Source organism: Halomicronema hongdechloris C2206, from assembly GCF_002075285.3.
Taxonomy (GTDB): Bacteria; Cyanobacteriota; Cyanobacteriia; order Phormidesmidales; family Phormidesmidaceae; genus Halomicronema_B; species Halomicronema_B hongdechloris.
In genome coordinates this window covers 5,098,143-5,113,416 of the sequence record NZ_CP021983.2, presented here as the reverse complement: position 1 = coordinate 5,113,416, position 15,274 = coordinate 5,098,143, and the positions used below count along the sequence as shown (strand labels likewise).

At 56.1% G+C, this 15,274-nt stretch carries 18 protein-coding genes and 1 pseudogene; 6 read left to right on the top strand and 13 right to left on the bottom strand.

The window, feature by feature from the left end; translation table 11 throughout:
- Position 1: 1 nt before the first annotated feature.
- The 3 genes and pseudogenes from XM38_RS23340 to XM38_RS23330 all read right to left on the bottom strand — a co-directional run bounded on the left by XM38_RS23340 (position 2) and on the right by XM38_RS23330 (position 2,286).
- Positions 2-814: a PRC-barrel domain-containing protein gene (locus XM38_RS23340; RefSeq protein ID WP_088431199.1), complete on the bottom strand. Its 813-nt coding sequence runs from the start codon at positions 812-814 to the stop codon at positions 2-4.
- Positions 815-852: 38 nt separating this feature from the next.
- Positions 853-1,134 (bottom strand): annotated as a pseudogene (locus XM38_RS28320) (cryptochrome/photolyase family protein); the annotation flags it as partial.
- A 513-nt stretch (positions 1,135-1,647) separates the two neighbouring features.
- Entirely contained in the window at positions 1,648-2,286 is a 639-nt protein-coding gene (locus XM38_RS23330) for a hypothetical protein (protein WP_080811706.1), read from the bottom strand.
- A gap of 242 nt (positions 2,287-2,528) precedes the next feature.
- On the opposite strand from XM38_RS23330, the gene XM38_RS23325 reads away from it, so the two are divergent.
- Positions 2,529-3,365, top strand: a complete 837-nt coding sequence (locus tag XM38_RS23325; protein WP_080811705.1) for an LPS biosynthesis glycosyltransferase — start codon at positions 2,529-2,531, stop codon at positions 3,363-3,365.
- Here XM38_RS23325 and XM38_RS23320 read toward each other — a convergent pair.
- From XM38_RS23320 to XM38_RS23305, 4 genes are all read right to left on the bottom strand, one after another.
- The gene (locus XM38_RS23320; RefSeq protein WP_080811703.1) at positions 3,362-3,703 is read right to left on the bottom strand and encodes a DUF3082 domain-containing protein; all 342 of its coding nucleotides are present in this window, start codon (positions 3,701-3,703) and stop codon (positions 3,362-3,364) included. The two genes, XM38_RS23325 and XM38_RS23320, sit on opposite strands and share 4 nt — an antisense overlap.
- Before the next feature lie 48 nt (positions 3,704-3,751).
- The gene (ispE, locus tag XM38_RS23315) at positions 3,752-4,696 is read right to left on the bottom strand and encodes a 4-(cytidine 5'-diphospho)-2-C-methyl-D-erythritol kinase (RefSeq protein WP_080811701.1); all 945 of its coding nucleotides are present in this window, start codon (positions 4,694-4,696) and stop codon (positions 3,752-3,754) included.
- A 261-nt stretch (positions 4,697-4,957) separates the two neighbouring features.
- Positions 4,958-5,797 carry a 16S rRNA (adenine(1518)-N(6)/adenine(1519)-N(6))-dimethyltransferase RsmA gene (gene rsmA, locus XM38_RS23310; protein WP_088431197.1) on the bottom strand — a complete coding sequence of 280 codons (840 nt, stop codon included), beginning with the start codon at positions 5,795-5,797 and terminating at the stop codon, positions 4,958-4,960.
- A gap of 37 nt (positions 5,798-5,834) precedes the next feature.
- The gene (locus XM38_RS23305; RefSeq protein WP_088431195.1) at positions 5,835-6,104 is read right to left on the bottom strand and encodes a YciI family protein; all 270 of its coding nucleotides are present in this window, start codon (positions 6,102-6,104) and stop codon (positions 5,835-5,837) included.
- Positions 6,105-6,258: 154 nt separating this feature from the next.
- On the opposite strand from XM38_RS23305, the gene XM38_RS23300 reads away from it, so the two are divergent.
- Positions 6,259-6,477 carry a hypothetical protein gene (locus XM38_RS23300; protein ID WP_080811694.1) on the top strand — a complete coding sequence of 73 codons (219 nt, stop codon included), beginning with the start codon at positions 6,259-6,261 and terminating at the stop codon, positions 6,475-6,477.
- Positions 6,478-6,613: 136 nt separating this feature from the next.
- A complete protein-coding gene (gene vap15, locus XM38_RS23295; protein ID WP_080811692.1) occupies positions 6,614-6,850 on the top strand; it encodes a type II toxin-antitoxin system VapB15 family antitoxin in 237 nt (78 codons plus the stop codon).
- An 85-nt stretch (positions 6,851-6,935) separates the two neighbouring features.
- On the opposite strand, the gene XM38_RS23290 is transcribed toward vap15, so the two are convergent.
- From XM38_RS23290 to XM38_RS23275, 5 genes are all read right to left on the bottom strand, one after another.
- On the bottom strand, positions 6,936-7,550 hold the full coding sequence (locus tag XM38_RS23290) for a cytochrome c oxidase subunit 3 (protein WP_080811691.1): 615 nt from the start codon (positions 7,548-7,550) through the stop codon (positions 6,936-6,938).
- A 92-nt stretch (positions 7,551-7,642) separates the two neighbouring features.
- On the bottom strand, positions 7,643-9,313 hold the full coding sequence (ctaD, locus tag XM38_RS23285; RefSeq protein ID WP_080811689.1) for a cytochrome c oxidase subunit I: 1,671 nt from the start codon (positions 9,311-9,313) through the stop codon (positions 7,643-7,645).
- Positions 9,314-9,328: 15 nt separating this feature from the next.
- Entirely contained in the window at positions 9,329-10,324 is a 996-nt protein-coding gene (locus tag XM38_RS23280) for a cytochrome c oxidase subunit II (protein ID WP_088431193.1), read from the bottom strand.
- Between the two features lie 485 nt (positions 10,325-10,809).
- Positions 10,810-10,953: a hypothetical protein gene (locus XM38_RS26240; RefSeq protein ID WP_187329524.1), complete on the bottom strand. Its 144-nt coding sequence runs from the start codon at positions 10,951-10,953 to the stop codon at positions 10,810-10,812.
- A gap of 263 nt (positions 10,954-11,216) precedes the next feature.
- Positions 11,217-11,432: a hypothetical protein gene (locus XM38_RS23275; protein ID WP_225889393.1), complete on the bottom strand. Its 216-nt coding sequence runs from the start codon at positions 11,430-11,432 to the stop codon at positions 11,217-11,219.
- A gap of 310 nt (positions 11,433-11,742) precedes the next feature.
- Between XM38_RS23275 and XM38_RS23270 the strand changes: the two genes are divergently transcribed.
- From XM38_RS23270 to XM38_RS23260, 3 genes are all read left to right on the top strand, one after another.
- The gene (locus tag XM38_RS23270) at positions 11,743-12,327 is read left to right on the top strand and encodes a zinc ribbon domain-containing protein (RefSeq protein ID WP_080811683.1); all 585 of its coding nucleotides are present in this window, start codon (positions 11,743-11,745) and stop codon (positions 12,325-12,327) included.
- 129 nt (positions 12,328-12,456) lie between these two features.
- A complete protein-coding gene (locus tag XM38_RS23265) occupies positions 12,457-13,542 on the top strand; it encodes an AI-2E family transporter (RefSeq protein WP_080811682.1) in 1,086 nt (361 codons plus the stop codon).
- A 254-nt stretch (positions 13,543-13,796) separates the two neighbouring features.
- Positions 13,797-14,204, top strand: a complete 408-nt coding sequence (locus XM38_RS23260; RefSeq protein WP_088431191.1) for an HIT domain-containing protein — start codon at positions 13,797-13,799, stop codon at positions 14,202-14,204.
- A 454-nt stretch (positions 14,205-14,658) separates the two neighbouring features.
- On the opposite strand, the gene XM38_RS23255 is transcribed toward XM38_RS23260, so the two are convergent.
- Positions 14,659-15,132, bottom strand: a complete 474-nt coding sequence (locus tag XM38_RS23255; RefSeq protein WP_080811828.1) for a carboxypeptidase-like regulatory domain-containing protein — start codon at positions 15,130-15,132, stop codon at positions 14,659-14,661.
- Between the last annotated feature and the right edge of the window lie 142 nt (positions 15,133-15,274).

Here is a 15,274-nt window from a genome sequence, read left to right as displayed (position 1 = left end):
GTTAAGGGGTTTTCTCCTCATCTTCGTCGGGCCAAACCTCGAAGGAATCCACTTCAATGGTTTTCCCATCGTCATCCTTGGACGCCGACCTATCCTGCAGCTGGTCGCGCCCCTGGCTAGCCCTCTCTTGAAATTGCCCCCAGACCTGCCCCAGCTGTTGCCGGGTTTGATCCGCAAAGCGGCGAGTTTGCTGCTGCAGTTGCTCAGCCAGGGCCTGACTCTTATCCACCACCGACTCGAAGTCTTGCTGGGTCTGGGAATAATCCTTCTGCAAGAAGCTGGCGGCCCCGGCGGCCCGCTGACTCAACCCTTCACTAAACAACTCGGCGTCTTCAATGCGGGCATCCTGCACCATGATCCGCTTGCGCCCAGCACTGACCACGCCTCGAGGCGACAGCGCATAGATGCCCTCGGTCAGTCCTCGCAAGCCCTCGCCAGCAAATAAATAGAGGGTAATGGCTCCTGTGTTTAGCTCAATGCAGTAGTCCACCAAATGCCCCACCCGTTCCCCAGTGTCGGACCAGACTTCCTGGGTGGTCATGGCAATGGCATCGTCCAGGCGACGGGAGGCAAATTCTGTGCCTGGCTTCACCACGACACTGTCAGGCCCGATGGATTCCACCTGGACCCAGCCAAAGGCCTGCCGCTCCCGTCCCAGGAAGCCTGCCTTACAGACCAGGCCCTCGACTTGATGAACCGCAGTATCTACTAGCAGTTGCGCCACACGACCCACCTCCTCGGTGGTATCGATGTTGATCACCAAGCGATTCAACAGCTCACTGTGCTTAATGGTGGCAGTATCAGATGGGCTCATGGTGGCTCCTTTCGCGATCAATGGCGGGTCTACCTCTGTTATAAACTCTCCTGCTGCTGGTGCCAGGTGTCTGCCTGTTGATGAATCACCGTCCGTTCTACCGCCGACATCTTATCCAGGTGCCGCAGGATAAAACTCATGCGGCCCTGAGATGGCAGCTTTTCCCGATGGCGATCTAGAAAATCCCAGTAGAAAACGTTAAATGGGCAGGCCTTGTCGCCAGTGCGCGCTTTAGGGTCATAGGCACAACCACGGCAGTAGTCGCTCATGCGGTTGATGTAGTTGGCGGAGGCGGCATAGGGTTTGGAGGCCAGCAGCCCCCATATACGTTGTCTCTCCTGGAGGCAGTTGCTGAAATCCGGTTGCTCTGCCGTGATCATGGTAAACCCATAACTCCTGTAGAAGTTGTTTCCCATGAGGATTGCAACCCCATCATTACGTCATTCCGGGCAAGCGCAGCGCGACCCGGAATCCAGGTCGAGCGCTCCGGGCCTAGCCGAGATTTACGCCCTAGATTCCCGCCTTAAGGCCTCCGGCCTCGCTTCACGAAACGCGGGAATGACAGATAAACGTTTTCCTAGGTGATTAACCGGATTTTATATCAGCAGGAAAATTTCTAGAGTGGCTGCCATTCTGGCACTCGGCTATTGCTTGCAATCAGAGCCTGCTTTTTCTTACGGCTTCAGCCCTGGAGTTGCTTTTCCCTCTGAAAGGCGATGTCGATGCGATCGCATTCTTGGCAATACACCACCTTACCGGCAATCGTTTAGCTGTGTAGTTGACTCCAATGCAAACTCAGCCCCTTGTTCAGGACTAGGACTCAGTTAGACGCCTTACCCTGCCAGTCGCTGCCAAATCTGGCGGATTTCCCGTAATGTGTCTTGCATAAAAACGCGAAACTCCTCATGCTCAATGCGATTGCGCTCTTCAGCAGCTCGCTGTCGCAACCGATCTGCCCTGGCCTCTGCTAGAAGCGTGTTAAATCGCTGGTCTGTTTCGGCCTGCTGCTGTCCTAAGTCGCTGATCATCGAGACGGTATCAGCAATATTTTCATTGAGTCGCTGTCGAGACTCTTCTGATAATTCCCGCAAGTTCTGCCTGAGTTGGCGGGTTTCCTCGGCCCCGGCGGCGATGGCTCGGGCATTTGAATCAGCGATGTGCTGTGTTTCTTGGATAGAGGCTTGCAAGCTTTGCCGAAGTTGGCGGGTTTCCTCGGCCCCGGCGGCGATGGCTCGGGCATTTGAATCAGCGATGTGCTGTGTTTCTTGGATAGAGGCTTGCAAGCTTTGCCGAAGTTGGCGGGTTTCCTCGGCCCCGGCGGCGATGGCTCGGGCATTCGAATCAGCGATTTGACGGGCTTCACTCAGGTCAAATCGGTCATGCTCCTGGGCGTCACGCATGGCTGCAATCGCTTCTGCATTGGCGTGAACAAGTGCCTCAATTCGCTCCAGGCGATCACCGTTGTTGGTCATGGGAAAAACGAGTGCTGACAGTGCCATTATCTCTGATCTAGGATGTTCGGTGCTATACGAGATGCGATCGCATGTTGCATAGCCAGGGCCACGCAAGCTGCAACCGCGCACCGTGATGCTGCCCACTGAGTTCATTGTGATGATCTTAAGCAAAGCGATGCGGCAACTTCTCAACCCGCTCTAGGGTCAATTTGAGTCATCCTAGTGTTTAAGGTATTTACATCCTGGGCGTGGGGAAGACTATGGCCAACACTCTAGTGGACTGCATCGAGCAAACCTTCATTCTGGCCCACCGGGAGGTCACGGATTGCCTGGAGCAGACCTTGACCCGAGCCGGCTGCCGCTGTCAGGTGCTGCGGCAAACCCACCGTCCCGAATACCAGGGCTATTCCCGCAGTTTTCTCTGCCTGCTGAACCATCGCCGCGCTTGGGAGCGAGCTCGACACAGTGATAAACCGACTCTGATTGTGGAGGCTGACTTCGTGCCGGTGCAGACCTTTGGCCAGTTACCGGCTAGCTTCGACCCCGAAGATCCTAGCCTGGGCATCGCCTGGCTCTACACCTGCGCCCCCCAGGTCTACCGGGTCACTCCCCAGGGCTATGGGATTGGCTATTCCACCTCCCTGGTGGCCTATGTGATTACGGCCAAGAGTGCGGCCCATTTGATCAAGGTGGCTGATGGGGTAGCTCACGATCCCGGCCCCAGCCACTACACCCCCTGGGATTCTGGCTTGGACTATTCCCTACGCGATCGCAACTTCACCAACTACGTGCCCTTCCGCAACTATGGCGAACATGGGGGGCTGCCCAACCCAGAGCATCATCAGAATCGCCTCAGCCGAGTGCACCGGGCCGATGTCCTCCATGGTCCCCTAGCCTTTCCGCCCCTCTATGCCAGCCTGGCCAAGGGCCGACCGAGTTGGCTCGCCTACCTGCAGGAACGGCTCTATGGCCGTGGCAAAGGGCTGGCTCGACTCGTCTTGGCTAAATATCTGCGGTTTCCGGTCTGGCGAACGGCCCAGCGCCGCGGTCCCCTAGCTTGGTTTGCGCTCAGCCGTCACTTCACGCTGCAACTCTAGGTCTGGGAGGAAGACTTAGAACGACCCATGAGCCGCTGTACCGCCAGCTGCATGCCCAGTAGGAAGAGCCCCACGGCGGCGATGGCGAATACCCCGGCCCCCAGGGCCACGATACCCACCACCAGGGTGCGCACGGCCGCTGAGATATTGACCACCGCCGGATTGTCGGAGGTGACTGGTTTATTGGCAAAGGTCACAGCGATAGTCGTCATAAACCGGTAGAGTATCATGCCCAGACTACCGGCGATGAAGGCCCCACTGAAGCAGCGCCAGATTTTTGCCGGGGGTGTCGGTGTCGATTGGCTGGTTTCGACCTTGGGCGTCGGTGAATTATCCATACCCACCTCTCGGTTTAGGGGGACGCTTACTAGCATCCCATAGATGGCTCAATCCATCAGCCGCACACCGGTGGGCGTAAAACGGGCCACCCAGAGCTCCAAGTCTGTATCAGCCAAGCGTTCAGAAACCTGATGTTTTAAGGTCTCGGCCTCTTCCAGGGTGGCGGCCAGGGTGAAGACCGTAGGCCCAGAGCCTGACATCAGAGTGCCTAAGCCGCCCATCTCCGCCATCACCTGGCGTAGCCGATCCACCTGGGGATAGGCAGGCAAGACCACGTTTTCTAGATCATTCTGCAGGGCCTGGCCGATCTGATGGCCGTCCTGGCGCCCCAGGGCGGTGACCATGGCTCCGGAGCGAACCCGGGCTTGCCGGGCTTGCCGACTGACGTCATCGCTGACGTAGGTATGACTAAATTGCTGACGATAGCCTTGGTAGGCCCAAGGAGTAGAGACAGATAGCTGCCGGTACTTGGCCAGTAAGACCCAGAGACCGTCGAGGCCGTAGAGAAAGTCGAGTTGCTCTCCCCGCCCGGTAGCGATGGCGGTTCCCCCGACTAAAGAAAAGGGCACATCTGACCCCAACCGTGCTCCCAGAGTTTGTAGCTCTAGCTGAGTCAGGCCCAGGTCCCAGAGCAGATCTAGCCCCACCAATACTGCCGCGGCGTTGGCTGACCCACCGGCTAATCCGGCTCCCACTGGGATGTGTTTTTCTATGGTGATTTCGACCCCGCCGTATTTGGCCATGATGTTAGGGAACTCCTCTACCAGCAAGGCGGCGGCGCGATAGGCTAAGTTGCTCCCATCGGTAGGGACTTCAGGATGATCGCAGCGAATCCGAATGGTTTCTGGGCCCAGACTACGGACGGTAACCCGGTCGGCCAGATCGACACTTTGCATCACCATCACCAGTTCGTGGAAGCCGTCGGGCCGATCGCCGATGATTTCTAGGTAAAGATTGATTTTGGCTGCGGCCAGCAGAGAATACAGACGCATAGGGATATAGCAGAAGGCAGAAGGATGAATTAAAATGCCTTGAAAACGAGTATTGCCACCATCAGCTCAGGACAGAGTCAGGGGATCCCTCTTCAGCATCTCATGGCACCTGCCTCAGAGGCCATTTGAAAACTCGGCTGAAAGCCCTGCCAGGTAAGCGTTTTAGAGCCTATGGCTCTGTTGACCAGACTCCAGTCTGGAGCAAGGTTGCAGGGTGCTTTCCAAATATCCTCTCACGGCGATGGGGGTTTCGAGCCACTGCTATCCTTTCGTCTCGGGCTCGGGCTCGGGGGTCAGGGTCTGATTACTCAGGGCCACCCATTGCTCGACGCTGAGATCTTCGGCCCGGGCCTTGGGGTCTAGGCCCAATTGTTCCATCACTGCCATCAGATGATCTCGATCGATGACGCCCTTGAGGTTGTTGCGCAACATCTTGCGCTTGTTGGCGAAGCCCAGGGTGACCCACTGTTGCAGCTTTTGAGGATCTTTGACGACCCAGGGTTGGGGCCGTGGCGTCAGCCGCACCACGGCGGAGTCTACCTTGGGTGGCGGCTGGAAGGCCTGGGGAGGCACAGGACAGATCAACTCACACTGGGCCAGATACTGTACCCGCACCGATAGGGCGCCGAAGGTCTTGGAGCCAGGGCTGGCGTAGAGGCGTTCGGCCACATCCCGCTGCAGCAGCAGCACGATCGAGTCGTAGGGATGGGGGGCAGGCTGGGCCATGGTGCCCAAGAGCCGCTCTAGGATAGGGCCGGTGATGTAGTAGGGGATGTTGGCGACGACTTTGTTGGGCCACTGCGTGTCGGGATACCGGGCCAGGGCCTGGCTCAGATCTAGCTCCAGAAAGTCTCCCTGCAGTAGCACTAAGTTATCGGCCTGGTGGAATTGGTTCTGCAGACTGCGGCAGAGATCCCAGTCGATTTCGACCGCGATCACCGTGTCTGCCAGGGAGAGCAGCCAGCGGGTGAGGATGCCCTGGCCGGGGCCAATTTCTAAGATGCGATCGCACCGCGACACCGCCGCCGCCTCAAGAATGCGATGCAGCACCTGCTCGCTGCGCAACCAGTGCTGACCAAAGCGTTTGCGAGGATAGGCCACCGAGAATCATCCTCTCCCTATCAACCTTTAGCCCAGCTCAAAAGACTTGGTTCCACTTGTAAACCTGATAGTCGGTCCAGATGCCATGCTGCCAGTAAGGGTCCGCCTCGACCAACTGCCGCACCGTCGCCTCGTCCGCAGCCTCATAGATGCCAAAGACATGGGTATTGTCGACAGTGGGACCCAGGGATACCAGAATTCCCTGCGCTTGCTGCTGCTTCAGGCCCTGCAGGTGGGCCTCTCGGTAAGGCTGGCGTTTTTCCAGCACGTTTTCACAGTAACGCCCCCAAAGCACGTATTTAGCCATGGGTTAACCTCCCTGTTCAGCGCAATACGCACCATAGCATCCGTGACTGCGATTGTGCCCTAACCGTAGCAGATACTGAGGCTGCCGCAGCGGCCATGCGACACCTAGCCGACGCATTAAAGGCCATGCCGGCCCTACAAAATGGTCATTTATTGTGTCTAGCAACGCCGAATTACAGGTCCTGGTGCAAAAACAAGACACCCTATTGCAAGCATCCGACGACCTCGATACCAAGCTACTGGCTCTAGAAGACACCTCTGAAGAAGATGCAATAGTGATGCCATCAATGAGTGTTGCGGTGTGGCAGAAGCAACTACCGAGTAAGCCGGGTGAAGTAAGTCCTAGGGAGCTTTCCCTGACCTCAACCTTATGAAAACATCGCTTCTAGACTTTGGTAAGCTTAAACTAAAATATGAATCTCTTGTTTGGACCCTACTTTTTCCAAAGCTGAGCCATCTGCCTCCATGATTCAATCTATGGATCCGAAGTTCCTCACTTAGATAATTGCCATGACCACTAATATTTATCAACTTCCTTTGAACTTTGACCAAATCCTAATGCTCGTCAGGCAGCTCTCTGAGTCCGAAAAAATTAAGCTCGGTCAAGAACTAGAAAAAGAGCTGAGAAACCAAAAGTTGTCTCAGCTACTCGATGCTTTTCGTACCAATGAGCTGTCAATGGAAGATATTACTGCAGAAGTTGAAGCCGTGAGGGAAGAACTTCATGCCCGGCCACAGTCCCCTTAAAGTGATCATCGACACAAATCTCTGGATCAGCTTTTGTAATGCCTACTAGCGTTTAGGTCTGACCTGGACAAGATCCAAGATCCAATCAAAACAACGTCAGGATATAGATCAGCGTAAACAGAACAATCCAGACGATGTCTACGAAGTGCCAATAGATTTCGGCCATTTCGACGCCAGTGTGCTTGTTGGCGTTGTAATGACCCGGGCGACGCGACCGCCACAGCACACCCAAGATTAGCAGTAAGCCAATGAATACATGGAGACCGTGGAAGCCGGTCATCAAGTAGAAGCAGTTGCTGAACAGATTAGTACGAAGACCATAACCCAGGGTGGCGTACTCATAGATTTGACCACCTAGGAATACCGTTCCCATCAGGGCGGTGACGATATACCACTTACGCAGGCCCGCTACATCGCCTTGCTTGATGGCCGTATCTCCCCAGTGAATGACAAGACTGGAGGACACCAGAATCACCGTGTTAACGGCAGGCAACAGCAGCTCCACCTCCGTTTCTTCCGGTGGCCACTCCGCCAAGGCCGAGCGATAGATTAAATAGACGGCAAAGAAGCCACAGAACATGAGAAATTCCGAGGCCAAAAACGTAATCAGCCCCAGCACTCGCAAATCAGGATGCTCTTCGTGATGATGGGCTGCTGTGGCTGTGGAAGCAGCTGGCTGAGAGTCGACGGTACCTTGCATAGACATCCATTGAACGACAACGTCAGGGTTAACCAGAACCAGAGTGAAAGGGAAAGCCCCTCAGTGGGGCCCCAATCACGACTGAGGAGACCTCATGCCTCATCTAAGGCTGGCTGATCCGGTTGGGGAGGCTGAATGCCCACCCCATACTCGTAGGGACCATGGGTGACCGCCGGCAATATCGTCCAGTTCTCCACCGGTGGCGGGGAGGGCGTGGTCCACTCCAGGGTCAGGGCATTCCAGGGATTGCCTCCCGCCTTGGGACCGCGGCTCCAACTCCAGATTACGTTGATCAACATCGGCAGCACTGAAATGCCCAGGGTGAATGCCCCGATTGTGGCCAGCTGATTCAGCCCGACAAACTGCGGATCGTACATGGCCACCCGTCGAGGCATGCCCTGCATGCCCAATTCGTGCATGGGTGCGAAGGTCAGGTTGGTGCCGATGAACGTCAGGACAAAGTGCAGTCGGCCTAGGGTCTCATTCAGCATGCGCCCAGTCATCTTGGGGAACCAGTGGTAGATACCGGCATAGATGCCGAAGACCGAGCCGCCAAACAGCACATAGTGAAAATGACCCACCACGTAATAGGTGTCGTGGACGTGGATGTCGAAGGGAGCCGTGCCCAAAGTAACGCCGCTGAGGCCGCCGAAGACGAACATCGACAGCAGGCCAACGGCAAACAACATGGCACTGGTGAAGCGAATCTTGCCGCCCCACAGCGTGGCCACCCAGCTGAAGATCTTAATGCCCGTCGGCACGGCCACAATCAGGGTGGAGATGGTAAAGAAGATCCGCATCCAGGGAGGGGTGCCGCTGGTGAACATGTGGTGTACCCACACAAACAGCCCCACGATGGAAATCGTCAAAGAGGAATAGGCAATGGCCTTATAGCCAAAGATGGGCTTGCGGGCATGGACCGGGATCACCTCCGACATGATACCGAAGATGGGCAAAATCATCAGATACACCGCCGGGTGGGAGTAAAACCAGAACAAATGCTGGTATACCACCACATTGCCACCGGCATCGGGTTGGAAGAAGCCAGTGCCGAAGTTGATGTCAAACAGCAGTAAAATCAGCCCTGCCGCTAACACCGGCGTGGAGAAGAGGGCCAAAAATGACGTAGCCACCATGGCCCAGCAAAACAGGGGCAGTTGATCCCACTTCATGCTAGGCACCCGCATCTTCCAGATGGTGACCAAGAAGTTGACGGAGCCCATAATCGAGGAGGTCCCCACCAGTACGACGGCTAGGATCCACATCGACTGGGCCGTATTGGCGGTAATCACGCTGAGGGGAGGATAGGAGGTCCAGCCTGCCTGGGCCCCCCCGAAGAGAAAACTACCGAGTAGGAGAGCTCCAGCTGGTGGGTTGAGCCAGAATGCTAAGGCATTCAGCTTGGGAAAGGCCATGTCTCGAGCCCCGATCATCAACGGCACCAAATAATTGCCGAAGCCGCCGATGGCCGCTGGCACAATCCACAGGAAAATCATGATGGTGCCGTGGTTGGTCAGCAGGGCATTGTACAGACTCGGATCCATGAAGTCGGAATCTGGCGTGGCCAATTCGGTGCGCATGGCCACGGCCATCAAGCCAGCAATCAAATAGAAGATAAAGGCCAGCACCAGGTACTGGATGCCGATCACCTTGTGATCGATATTGAAGGTGAAATAGTCATACCATTTCCAGTCTGGCAGATGGGGATGCCCTTCAATTGGGGGCGTCTTCGTGGCTTCGGGAGAAAGATTCGCTTGAGCCATAAGGCAGATAGGAAATTATTGCTCGGACGTAAGATGGGCGAGGGAATGGGTATGGATATTTAGGGCTTGGCTAACGGGGGCTAAATAGTCAGTCGCTGTCATCTCTGCCGGATTAGCGGCCACGGTCTCGTCCTGATGGGGTGCCTGAGCAACGCGGCTCTCTCGCCATTGCTCGAAATCCTCGGGAGTGTGGACAATGACCTGAGTGCGCATGCCGCCATGATAGGCCCCACACAGTTCGGCACAGACTACCGAATAGGTACCTGGCTTCGTTGCCACGAACCGGAGTTCGGTCTCCTCACCGGGGATGGCATCTTGCTTCAGCCGAAACTGCGGCACCCAGAAGGAGTGAATCACATCCTGGCTGGAAATATTCAACAGCACATCCTGATTCGCCGGCACATGCAGCTCGCCATCGACGATGCCACTGTCGGGATAGGTGAAGATCCAGGCGTATTGGAGGCCTTTGACCTCAACGGTGAGATCAGGCGTGTTGCCCTCTTTCATAGGAGAAGCACCAAACCCATAATTGCCGGCAACTTGCTTGTCGGCGGCGCCATGGTCGACGAGGGGAGCCCCGACATCGCTAACCTGCTCATCCATGACTTGGGCCACCATGGTGCCTTGGCTGTTGGCTTCCTGCAGACCAGGATTAAAGCCTCCCATCTCCTGGAATACATAGACGCTGTAGGTGCCAAGACCAATGACAATCACGGCGGGAATGGCTGTCCAGAAGGCTTCTAAGGGTAAATTGCCTTCGATGGGCTCGCCATCTGTGGTGTCGCCTTGGCGCTGGCGGAACTGAAATAAAGCGAACAGAATGGCGCCCTGGACCACCAGAAAGAGAGCTGTGGCGATGACCACCATGACATTAAAGAAGTCATCGACTAAGACGGCTTGCTCTGAGGCTTGCTCAGGTAACCAGCCGTGGTTCTGCCCGACCCAAAGGCTGATGAGCGTGACCACGACACCGATTACCAGGGTCAGCAGAGATGCGGGAATTTGTTTCATAGCCAATACTCCATCATCGGAGTGATGTCATCGTCGGAGAAAAGCCGGTCAAGTTTTCGGCCTCAGGCGGGAGATTAATCACTGAAGGCAGAAAAATTAATGCGCAACTATCTGAGATCCTAGGTGGATCGCCGGGAAAGGGGGGGAAACTTTGGATTTGCTTTACCTGCGGGGATAACGCTGCAATCAAAGATGTAAACTTTTGTGATCTGATGTGATCTGATCGATGGTTGGTTGGCCACAGCTCAGGCAAGATTCTAAGGCTCTCCTGATATGCAATTGATGGGAGTGCTCTGAAGGACCATCTGTCTAATGGCAACCCACAACCCACTGGTTAGCATTCTATTGCTGTTAACCTAACTCACTTTAGAGGATATTTGGAAAGGACCCGGCAACCTTGCTCTAGACTGGATTCTGGCCAACAGAACCATACGCTCTAAAACGCTTGCCTGGCAGGGCTTTCAGCCGAGTTTCCAAATGTCTTCTTAGGGCTGTTTCGGTGCTGAGGATGGGGTATCTTCGGCAATGGCCTGACTGGTTGGCAGAGAGGGAGAATCTTGCGATCGCACTTGGCCATTAGGGTGAGTAGTTGTTGGGCTAGGTTGAGGCGTCTCAGAGGCATCGTCCACGATTGCCGTTGTCGCGTCAACATCGGCGCTATCCGGTTGGCTTGACCTGGAATAAAAAAATCCCCCAGCTTCTCGCTGAGGGAGCCGTTTTAGGAGACACCGTATGTTGATACCGAACAGAGATGACCATGACCGGCTGGGCCATGTTTTCACCCTACTGGATTGATCATGGCCTCTAGGTGGGTTTACGGAAATCATGCATAAATTTCACGAGCCACTCACAGATGGGTCGTGAGCACTACCCATCATCTACGCCCCGCCCATCAGCGGCGACCGTAGTAGCTGACTTCCAGGTCGGCACACCAGCCGGGGGCGGTGTTTTCGTAGAGGAAGACCCGCTCGACTTTGTAGTAGACGCCATCGTGGAATAGGCAGTCTCCCAGGCGCGGAATCAACGGGTAGGTGGCAAACCACAGGGCATCTTTGACCGGGGCCTTGGGGATATTGCTGCTGCGGGCGGCCAGATAAAAAATCTGCACCTTGAATCCTGCCGACGATGAGGATGTCGTCGGCGCCGAGGAGTTCTGCTGACTGCTGGATCGACTCTTACCCGATGTTTTTTTGGTGGCCACGGGGCTGCACGGAAGGGGGCTATTTAGTCAGACTTAACATGGCCCAAGGGAGTTTGAAAAGTCTGGGCCAGGCTCCGGCAGGGGGGATATTCCAGGCCGGGGGCGGTGATGCCCAGTCCAGTTGGGGAGGGCAGAGGGAGTAAAAACCCTGAGGCATAGATGCGATCGCAAGCGCACTAAAATCACAATAAAACAGGAGTTCACCCGCGCAACAATCATGGCATATACCTGTGACCTAGGCAGCGGCCAGCGGATTTACCTCAGCAACGCCGGTGCCGACACCATCATCACCCTGGCCTCCAGCAGTGCGGGTCAGCAGCAACAAGCGAGCAGTCGCTTCCAGGTCGGCGCCTGGACCCAGCCTCCAGAAATGTATCGCCGTGGGGCCAATGTCTTCATCAAGCTATCGACAGCCCAGGGCGATCACTACCTACAGCTGCAAGGCAACCAGATGGGAGCCTTGGGGTCAGCCCCCGACCTGAGCAATTGTCAGCAAATGGGCATGCAGCAGGCGGCAGCCCCAGCCACCCCATCGATTCCCGACATGGAACCGATGCAGCCGATGCAGCCGATGCAGCCGATGCAGCCAATGCAGCCCATGACCATGGGAGACATGCAGATGAATACCCAACCGATGCAAATGCGCATGGGGAACATGGCCATGAGCATGGGCGAGTCAGGGCAGAATCGCCCGGCCAATGCCGATACCAGTGCCGGCAATCGTCGCTTCTGCACCCAATGTGGTCAGCCCGTCAGCCCTAGCGATCGCTTCTGCGGCCAGTGTGGCCATCAACTGCAGTGACGTGAAACCATCGCCATTCCCCTAGCTCCTAGTTTCCCTGACCGCGACTGAGCGAACTGGTCAACGCCATATCTACTGGCTCAGATCACCGCTATAGTTGCAGCAGAGCCATGTATAGGCTGTGCCCCCGTGAAACTCCCCGACTGGATTAGCCTGGTTTGCCTAGTCATTGCCCTGATCATCCTGTGGCAATTCCGGCAGATCGTGCTGCTAATTTTTGCCTCCATGGTCATCGCCATCGCCCTCAATAGCTTGGTGCGCAAGCTGATGCGATGGTTCCGCTGGCCCCGGGGACGGGCCGTGTTCGTGGCCCTAGGGCTGACCTTCCTGGCCAGCTTGGTCTTTGTGGGCTTAGTGGTTCCCCTCTTTGTCACTCAGTTTGAGGAACTCCTAGAGCTGATTCCCACCGGGTTCGATCAAATTCGTGACTGGCTCAACCTACTGGCCCAGAATCCCCCCGATTGGTTTCCCCAGCAGGACGTCCAGGTGCCCGACTATGCCGACTTGATTCAACAGGTGGGCAGCATCGGCAGCCGAGTCTTCGGCAATTTCTTCAACTTCTTCTCCAGCTCCGTCGCCATTTTGCTGCAGCTGCTGCTGGTGATCGCCCTCACCCTGATGTTTTTGACCGATCCCCCGGCCTACCGACACCTGTTACTGCGCCTGTTGCCGTCCTGGTATCGCCGTCGGGCCAACGACATTCTGGCCAAGTGTGAAGTGGCCTTGCTGAACTGGCTGGGAGGCGTCGGCTTCAACTCTGCCTTTGTCGCCATCCTCAGCTTTACCGGGCTGGTGCTGTTGGGGGTGCCCTATGCCTTTGCCCATGCTGTGCTGGCAGGGCTATTTAACTTCATTCCCAACATCGGCCCAGCCATCAGCGCCGTGTTCCCCGTGATTGTGGCCCTGCTGCAGTCACCCGGCAAGTCGGTGGCCGTGCTCGTTCTCTACGTGCTGATTCAGAACCTGGAGAGCTACTGGTTCAGCCCCATGATGATGCAGAAGCAGGTGTCCCTGCTGCCGGCTGCCACCCTGATCGCCCAGATCTTCTTTGCCACCTTTCTAGGTCCCTTGGGCCTGATCTTGGCCCTGCCCATGGCGGTGATCAGCAAGGTCTGGATCGAAGAAGCCTGGATCATCGATGTGTTAGAGCAGGGGAAGCCCGAGGCCGCCATGGCAATCGACGAGGCTAAAGAAGCCGCAGACTCGCACCCCTAAACCAGGACTCCACTGTGTTTTAAGGTACGCTCTTCACATCCGGGAGCACTCAGATAGTCAGTCTTAAAAATGATTAGACGGCTCATCTATCACGTCCTCCTGAGTAATCCATGGAATCAAATTAGATCTGCTGTGAAGTAACTCCTTCAGTATAGGAGCCCAGGATGTTTGTCCAGTGAAGTGTTCCGGTGATGCCGTCAATTCCTGAAAGCAGTGTCAGATACTGAAATCGCGCTGGATTCAGGACCTTAACCATGACGACATTTCAGCTTCATCCGCAACTGCTGGCAGAGTGCCATCAATTGGGTCGACTCTCTCACTGTCAGCTGTTGCTGCACAAAAATGCAGCGGTGCTCTGGTTCATTCTGGTGCCCGACACCGAGATCACCGATCTGCTAGAGCTACCGCCGGAGGAAGCCCAGGCCGTCTTAGAGGAGTGCCGCCAGGTGGCCCGCTACATCAAGCAGCAGGCTGGCTATGCCAAGATCAATTTCGGCGCCATCGGCAATCTCGTGCCCCAGCTGCATTTGCATGTGATCGGCCGCCGCCCTGAGGATCCCTGCTGGCCTCAGCCGGTGTGGGGACACCTGAAGGCGCAAGAGGGCTATGCTGACCGCGATATTGCTGCTATTAAGACAGCCGTATTGGAGGTGGGCGAGTAGAGAAGTGGCAGGGGGTGTCGCTCAGTGGCGCTGAACCTCGGTAAGGCCACACTTGATGGTGTAGCTCGGGGTGCTCGCCCGAGGGGATTTCGCTCCCCTCGGACTCCTACGGCCAGGGCGTTCCGCCGCCCTGGACCCCGCGGAAGGTCATATCGGTGAGTAGTGATGGATCGCGTTGCATCGGCGAAGAGGCGATAGGGCTCTTCTATCTGACGAGTAAACCAAAGCAGAGACAGACTTGTGCAGGAAAGGACGTTTTGACCGTTGATCTATTGAGGATTGAATTCAATCATTACCGGAAGAACTCAAAACTCAAAACTCAACCCTAAGACCTTAAAACTCTCCTCCGTCCTCCCCATCACCCCATCACCCCACATCCCTCTCTCCGCCCTCCGTCCTCCGTTTTGCCTTTTCCCCATCCACTTATCACTCTTTACTCGTCACTCGTCACTCGTCACTCGTCACTCATTCGACGGCGACGGCTGAAGGCCAGGGCAATGCCCCCTAGGCCGACTGCCGTGGAGCTGGCTAGCAGGGCCGGGGTAGCGGCGTAGTGAATATCTTGGGAGAGCCGATTGACGATGGCGTCGACATCAATGCCGCCGTCGGCTTCTACAGGCACTGTGAGAATATCGCCGTGGCCCTCTTGGCGAATGACGACATCCCAGTCGCCGGGTAGAGAGGCATCGGGCAAGAAGGAAAAGCGTCCCAGCTCATCGGTGGTGGTGACCAGCCAGGGTTCCTCGGAGTTGTTGGGAGCATAGATCTCGACCGTAGCCTCGGCCATAGGCTCGCCGGTGCTGTAGGTGGATTGAAACTCGAGGACATCGTCGAGGACGTAGTGGGTTTCGACGGCATGGGCCAGGGCCTTAGCCGGTAGCCCGACGACCGCCAGCAAGATGGGTAACCAGAGTAATCGTGGTTGCATAAGCCAATACGGGTAAAACATTGCCGCCATCATAGCTCGAGCCGAGCCAGGTGATCTGTTGGAGATGCCAGCCTCAACACAGCCGGCCCTCTCGAGACCAACGCTCCCTATTAGACAGCCCACTCCCGGCTGGTGGTCGCTG

Excerpts from the sequence above, each read along its gene's own strand:
- XM38_RS23340 (WP_088431199.1), bottom strand. The coding sequence starts at position 814 with ATGAGCCCATCTGATACTGCCACCATTAAGCACAGTGAGCTGTTGAAT.
- XM38_RS23330 (WP_080811706.1), bottom strand. The coding sequence starts at position 2,286 with ATGACCAACAACGGTGATCGCCTGGAGCGAATTGAGGCACTTGTTCAC.
- XM38_RS23325 (WP_080811705.1), top strand. The coding sequence starts at position 2,529 with ATGGCCAACACTCTAGTGGACTGCATCGAGCAAACCTTCATTCTGGCC.
- XM38_RS23320 (WP_080811703.1), bottom strand. The coding sequence starts at position 3,703 with ATGGATAATTCACCGACGCCCAAGGTCGAAACCAGCCAATCGACACCG.
- ispE (WP_080811701.1), bottom strand. The coding sequence starts at position 4,696 with ATGCGTCTGTATTCTCTGCTGGCCGCAGCCAAAATCAATCTTTACCTA.
- XM38_RS23305 (WP_088431195.1), bottom strand. The coding sequence starts at position 6,104 with ATGGCTAAATACGTGCTTTGGGGGCGTTACTGTGAAAACGTGCTGGAA.
- vap15 (WP_080811692.1), top strand. The coding sequence starts at position 6,614 with ATGACCACTAATATTTATCAACTTCCTTTGAACTTTGACCAAATCCTA.
- XM38_RS23290 (WP_080811691.1), bottom strand. The coding sequence starts at position 7,550 with ATGCAAGGTACCGTCGACTCTCAGCCAGCTGCTTCCACAGCCACAGCA.
- ctaD (WP_080811689.1), bottom strand. The coding sequence starts at position 9,313 with ATGGCTCAAGCGAATCTTTCTCCCGAAGCCACGAAGACGCCCCCAATT.
- XM38_RS23280 (WP_088431193.1), bottom strand. The coding sequence starts at position 10,324 with ATGAAACAAATTCCCGCATCTCTGCTGACCCTGGTAATCGGTGTCGTG.
- XM38_RS23270 (WP_080811683.1), top strand. The coding sequence starts at position 11,743 with ATGGCATATACCTGTGACCTAGGCAGCGGCCAGCGGATTTACCTCAGC.
- XM38_RS23260 (WP_088431191.1), top strand. The coding sequence starts at position 13,797 with ATGACGACATTTCAGCTTCATCCGCAACTGCTGGCAGAGTGCCATCAA.
- XM38_RS23255 (WP_080811828.1), bottom strand. The coding sequence starts at position 15,132 with ATGCAACCACGATTACTCTGGTTACCCATCTTGCTGGCGGTCGTCGGG.